This is a genomic window from Synechococcus sp. WC101, assembly GCF_047461555.1.
In the GTDB taxonomy this organism is placed as follows: domain Bacteria; phylum Cyanobacteriota; class Cyanobacteriia; order Thermostichales; family Thermostichaceae; genus Thermostichus.
In genome coordinates this window covers 1-5550 of record NZ_JANSHG010000159.1, presented here as the reverse complement: position 1 = coordinate 5550, position 5550 = coordinate 1, and the positions used below count along the sequence as shown (strand labels likewise).

Sequence of the window (5550 nt, the reverse complement as noted above, 5' to 3'; positions counted from 1 at the left end):
GGTTCTAAAATACCCCGCCGGCCCGCATTCCCTATCCCCTCGAAGAAGGTCGGCCCCTAGGGGGAGTCGGTGGCAAAATAAAGCTGAACCGGCTTGGTCTGAGGCTCCCCAGCGGTGAGCTTCCCCGATTCTGCTGCCATAGCCAGCCGCCGTCAGCGCCAGGTGCAGAGGGTGCTCTATGTCACCCTGGGGCTCAATCTTTTGGTGTTTTCGGTCAAGTTGATCCTGGGATTGGCGACGGGATCCCTAAGCTTGGTGGCCGATGCCCTGCACAGTGTTACCGACAGCGCCAGCAACCTCCTTGCCCTGGTGGCGGTCCACTTTTCCTCGCCAGAGCCGGATGAGGAATATCCCTATGGCCGCAGCAAGTTTGAGGCAATCGGTGCCCTGGGGATCGCTGCCCTTTTGGCCATGGCTAGCTTCGAGATTCTCAGCGCAGCGGTGGGACGGTTTTTCAAGCCCCTGCCTCCCCAGCTCCAGACCGACGGGTTGACCTTGACGCTAATGCTGGGGGTGCTGGGGATCGACCTCTTCGTGGCCGTCTATGAACGTTTCTGGGGCAGGGCGCTGGCCAGCTCGCTGCTCTTGGCCGATGCCCGCCATACCCTCAGCGATGTCTGGGTAACCCTGACGGTATTGCTGGGTCTGGCCGGGATCCACTTCTGGGGGATCCCTTGGCTGGACCAGGTGCTGGCGGTGCCGGTGGGGCTGCTGGTGTTCTGGAGCGGCTGGGAAGTGCTGCGGGAAAACGTTCCCTTCTTAACCGACCGGGTGGCTATCCCCCCCAAAACCTTGCGGGAGCTGGTTCTCAGCCTGCCCGGGATCCTCGACTGCCACGACATCACCTCCCGCGGCATCCCGGGGCAGATGATCTTTATCGAAATGCACATGGTGGTGGAGCCGCTGGATGTGGAGTCGGCCCATCGCCTTACCGAAGCGGTGGAGCAACTGCTGCAGCAGCGCTACGGGCCGGTGCGGGTCACCATCCACCTGGAGCCCTACTCCCACATCGAGGGATCCCGTTCCTAGCCACAATGGGCCTTGCATTCCTTGCTCTGCGTGGGTTTAATCGGGGTAGATTTCCCCCTTCGGGGGGATTCCTAGAAAGTGGAAAGAAAGTGGAAAGCCCGTCCTCATAGCCAAAAGCTCGGTAGTAGCGGGGAAACTCTGCCAATGCCTCGGGCTGGGGCACGTCGTGGTTGCCGGGCACCACAAAAGCCGGAAAAGGTAAACGGGCCAGCCGCTCTGCCAACCAAGCGTGGTTTTCTGGCTCCCCGTGCTGGGTCAGATCCCTCGGCAGCAGCAAAAAATCCAAGAGCAACTGCATCCGGTGTTGCAAAACCTGCTCCAGAGCCGGGATGCTTAGCTTCACCAAATGAAACCGGTTGAGATGATCCCAAAGGACAGATCCGGCGCAAGGCCCGATTGCCCCTGGGGTGATTCCGGTCTTTTGGCAGAGGATCTCCGGGATAACCTCGGCAAGGCCACCCTACAGGTGACGGCTGGGGAGGCCGACGGGGAGCAAATCGAGCTGAAAAAGCCCAATCTCTAACTCTGATTACCAACTTCGGCCGCGAGCCGGAGCAGCCTCAGCAGCCGAAGCCCACCCTGCCTGGGATTAGGGCCGGCTCTAACAGCAAGGGCTAGAAAGTGCCTCGGGATCTCGATCCACCACGTCGGGATCCTGTTGTGCTGAGCCGGCAGAGGGAAGGGAACCCGAGGTTTTACCGGAGTGAAGTGGGCTACCTCGCCTCTAAAGCTGTGTTAAGATTTTGCGTAACTTCAAGAGAGCTGGCGCCTTTCAGATCCGGTAGGGGATTTCGTCAGCGGTGCGTAGCACTATGGGCAAGGTTTTGGTTTTAAATGCCTCCTACGAGCCGCTCAACATCACCAGTTGGCGCAGAGCTGTTGTCCTTTTGCTCAAGGGCAAGGCCGAGCAAATCGAGCACAATGGCAAAGTAGTCTACGGCAACATCCCTCTGCCCACCGTCATCCGCCTGCGCCACTACGTTCACGTTCCCCACAAGGAGATCCCCCTGACGCGGCGCAATGTCCTCTACCGCGATGGGCACCGCTGCCAGTACTGCGGCTGTTACGGCGAAGACCTAACCCTGGATCACGTGATCCCGCGCTCCCGCGGCGGTGAAGATACCTGGGAGAATGTAGTCAGCGCCTGTGTGCGCTGCAACGTGAAAAAAGGGAATCGCACCCCTTGGGAGGCCGGCATGCCCTTGCTCCGCCAGCCCCGCCGCCCCCACAGCACCCTTTACTTTGAAATCTCCAAAGCCGTCGGCAGCGGATCCCATCGGGAATGGCTGAAGTACGCCATCGGCCTGGAAGGGGATCCGCCGCCGGAGCTGGCAGTCAAGCCCGCCTAGCTCCCAAGGCTAAGGATGCAGGTCTGAGACCGGCGCTGCTTTGGAAAGGGGAGGAGAGGTGGTGGCCGGGATCCCCAGCTCGATCCAGCGATGGATCAGGGCGTTGACCTCTTCGGGGCGCTCATCGTGAGGGCAGTGGCCGGCCTCCAGGAAGTATTCCACCGCCTGAGGGTAGTGAGCCCGGTAGAGCTTAGAGCGCTCGCGGACCCGCATCCAGGGATCCCGTTCGCCCCAAATCAACAACAGGGGGCGCACCAAGCTGCGCAGCAGCTCGTCCACATAGCGCCCCTTCTGCCCGCCCCGCATCAGGGCCACGAACACATCGGCAGCCCCCGGATCCCGCGTGGGGCGATGAATGTCTTCCACCAGTTGATCCGTCACTGCCGCCGGGTCGTAATAGACCTGCTTCAGCTTGGAGCGAATCACCCGCGGCTGCCGCAAATACTGAAACAATAGGTAAGACACCAGGCGCTGGCGCAGGCCCCAGCCTACCAGGCCACCCAGCCATTGCCGCCAGCCAGATGGGGATCCCTTAACCGTGGAAAAGCCGCCTGCCCCGTTAAGCAGCACCACCCCCCGCACCCACTCCGGCCACTCTGCCGCCAGGCTGAGCACCACATAGCCGCCCAGGGAGTTGCCAATGGCCACCACAGGCCGCCGGATCACCTGTTGACAGAAATCCCGCAGTTGATCCCGCCAGATCTCGGCGCGATAGTCCCAGTTGGGCTTGGCCGAACGGCCAAAGCCGAGCAAATCGATGGCATAGACCTGGTAGTGTTGAGCCAATTCGGGAATGTTTTTACGCCAGTGGTCGGTGGAAGCCCCAAAGCCGTGCACCAAAAGCAAAGGCTGCCCCTGCTCGCCCTGTTTGACGTAATGGACCGATTGCCCCCGCCAAATCCAGCGTGCCGAGATAGGAGTGGCCGATGCCGATGTTGAAGCCATAGAGGTCGCTTGTAAGCTTTTGTTATTTAAGCTTTTCTTATTCTAGATTCTTTTAGATTCTGCTCGGCCGACTCTGGAGCTGTAGCCGAGCAACGTATCCTAAACACGGATTGGACTCGCAGCATGATCGCGTTTTTGAGCGGCCACCTCGTCGCCATCGAATGGGGAGAGCGCAGTAGCCTCACCGTTGAGGTGCAGGGGATCGGCTATCGGGTCAAGGCCCCGGCGCGTTTTCTCAAGCAACTGCCCCCCATCGGAGAGCCCGTGCGGGTGTTTACCCACTTGGTGGTGCGAGAGACCGAGCTGGTGTTGTACGGGTTTGGCTCGCCAGCCGAGCGCGATGTGTTTGTGGAGCTCATCAAAGTTTCGGGGGTGGGGCCGGCTTTGGGCTTGGCTCTGCTGAATACCTTCGGCCTGCCGGAGCTGGTTCAGGCAGTGGTGACCGAAAACGTGCGCCTACTTTCCCTCACGCCAGGGGTAGGGCACAAAACGGCCCAACGGCTAGCCTTGGAGCTGAAAACCAAGCTGGCCCACTGGCGACAAGGCCTGGAGAACGCCGATCGCCCCCTGGCCGGCGGGCCGCCTCCGGCCATCCGGGAAGAGGTGGAAATGGCCTTGCTGGCCCTCGGCTACAGCCTCCAAGAAATTCAAGCGGCCCTGCAAGCTTTGCCCTCCCAACCCCGCCCAACGGAAGAGTGGCTGCGGGATGCCATCACCTACCTCAGCCGGCAGCCATGAGCCCTCCGGATCCCCAGCAGCGCCGCATTGGCATTCTGGGCGGCACCTTCAACCCCGTCCACCACGGCCATCTGATCATGGCGGAGCAGGCCCTCTGGCAGTTCAACCTGGATCAGGTGCTGTGGATGCCGGCAGGGGATCCTCCCCACAAGCCCTTGGCCGCCGGCGCCAGCAAAGCCGATCGCCTGGCCATGGTGAAGCTGGCCATTGCCGACCACGAGCGCTTTGCCTGCTCCGACCTGGAGATCCGCCGTCCCGGCCCCTCCTACACCATCGAGACGCTGCGCAGCCTGATGCAAGAGCAGCCGGATACCCAGTGGTATTGGATTATCGGCGTGGATGCCCTGCGGGATCTGCCCCAGTGGTACCAGGCGGAAGAATTGGCCCGCCTCTGCCATTGGATTGTTGCCCCCCGTATCGATGCCGGCGACGCCGCCCAAGTGCTGCGGTCGGTGGCCGCAAAGCTGCCTATCCGGGCAGCAATCCTGGACGCCCCCACCCTAACGCTCTCTTCCACCTACCTGCGCCAGCAAATCCAAAAGGGGGGATCCATCCGCTACCTGGTGCCCCCTGCTGTGGAGCACTACATTCGCCAACACCGGCTCTACCTCGACCCTTGAAGAAAAAAAGAGGAGGGATCCCTCCTCTCCGATAAACCCGTTCACTAGAGCAACAGCCCGCCCAACTTTTTCCCAGCCAGGAGGGGCTGAAGAGAGGCTGTTTCGCTGAAAGTAGGAAGGCTTGTCTCAAATGAAAATTGCAACCCAACCTGCCGATGGCTTAGTAAGCCAAGCCCATGCTGCGGGTGGTTTCGGGGCCAAGGTAGACGCGGATGCTCAAGAAGTCCGTGGGGCAGGCAGTCTCACAGCGTTTGCAGCCAACACAGTCTTCGGTGCGGGGGGCTGCGGCAATCATGCCGGCCTTGTTGTTCCCCTTCCAGGGCACCATTTCCAACACATCAGTAGGGCAGGCCCGCACACACTGAGTACAGCCGATGCAGGTGTCGTAGATCTTGACCGTGTGAGCCATTAGCGTTCTCCAGTCGAGCTGTTTGAAAGATTAAAAAAAGGTTTACCGAAGGGCGTGGCAGCAACACCACTGCACGGGTGCCTTCAGTGTACTGTAGTCCTGCCAAACCACCCCGATCTGCGATCCAAATGTTCAAGCAAATTTACATCCCCAGGGATCCCTTGCCGCGCCGACGGGAAGGTCGCCCTCGCGGTTGGGCTAGGATTGCCTGAGGAAGGACAGGGCAAGGATCCTACGAATGGGACGCTCGCTGCGGAATTGGAGAAGGCAAACTCGAAGCCAAATGCACCGCCTGGGGCCCGTTTTGGCCGGCATTCTCCAGGAAATCTATGCGGAGAACATACCTCGCCTGCGCCGCTGGGATCGGCAGCTCACCGACTGGGTGTACAGGCGTGGCTGGAGGGTGGATCCTTCCTTGCCCAAGGTGGCCATCTACGTGTTGGGCGCAGTGGTGATCCTG

7 protein-coding genes and 1 pseudogene are annotated in these 5550 nt (G+C 60.8%); 5 read left to right on the top strand and 3 right to left on the bottom strand.

Features of this window, described 5'->3' with window-relative positions:
- Positions 1-114: 114 nt before the first annotated feature.
- Positions 115-1029 carry a cation diffusion facilitator family transporter gene (locus tag NW809_RS10420; RefSeq protein ID WP_414402073.1) on the top strand — a complete coding sequence of 305 codons (915 nt, stop codon included), beginning with the start codon at positions 115-117 and terminating at the stop codon, positions 1027-1029.
- Here the strand turns inward: NW809_RS10420 and NW809_RS10415 are convergent.
- Positions 980-1327, bottom strand: a complete 348-nt coding sequence (locus tag NW809_RS10415) for a metallophosphoesterase family protein (protein ID WP_414402074.1) — start codon at positions 1325-1327, stop codon at positions 980-982. The two genes, NW809_RS10420 and NW809_RS10415, sit on opposite strands and share 50 nt — an antisense overlap.
- A gap of 514 nt (positions 1328-1841) precedes the next feature.
- Between NW809_RS10415 and NW809_RS10410 the strand changes: the two genes are divergently transcribed.
- Positions 1842-2378 (top strand): HNH endonuclease, encoded by a 537-nt coding sequence (locus tag NW809_RS10410; protein WP_099812453.1) that lies wholly within the window; start codon positions 1842-1844, stop codon positions 2376-2378.
- Positions 2379-2387: 9 nt separating this feature from the next.
- Here the strand turns inward: NW809_RS10410 and NW809_RS10405 are convergent, their stop codons facing one another.
- Positions 2388-3323, bottom strand: a complete 936-nt coding sequence (locus NW809_RS10405; RefSeq protein WP_011429396.1) for an alpha/beta fold hydrolase — start codon at positions 3321-3323, stop codon at positions 2388-2390.
- A gap of 123 nt (positions 3324-3446) precedes the next feature.
- Between NW809_RS10405 and ruvA the strand changes: the two genes are divergently transcribed.
- Positions 3447-4061, top strand: coding sequence for a Holliday junction branch migration protein RuvA (ruvA, locus tag NW809_RS10400; RefSeq protein ID WP_011429397.1), 615 nt, complete (start codon positions 3447-3449; stop codon positions 4059-4061).
- Positions 4058-4681, top strand: coding sequence for a nicotinate-nucleotide adenylyltransferase (nadD, locus tag NW809_RS10395; protein ID WP_011429398.1), 624 nt, complete (start codon positions 4058-4060; stop codon positions 4679-4681). Before ruvA ends, nadD begins: the two co-directional genes overlap by 4 nt.
- Before the next feature lie 160 nt (positions 4682-4841).
- On the opposite strand, the gene psaC is transcribed toward nadD, so the two are convergent.
- Positions 4842-5090: a photosystem I iron-sulfur center protein PsaC gene (gene psaC, locus NW809_RS10390; RefSeq protein WP_011429399.1), complete on the bottom strand. Its 249-nt coding sequence runs from the start codon at positions 5088-5090 to the stop codon at positions 4842-4844.
- Between the two features lie 238 nt (positions 5091-5328).
- Between psaC and NW809_RS10385 the strand changes: the two are divergent.
- A pseudogene (locus NW809_RS10385) lies at positions 5329-5550 on the top strand (hypothetical protein); the annotation flags it as partial.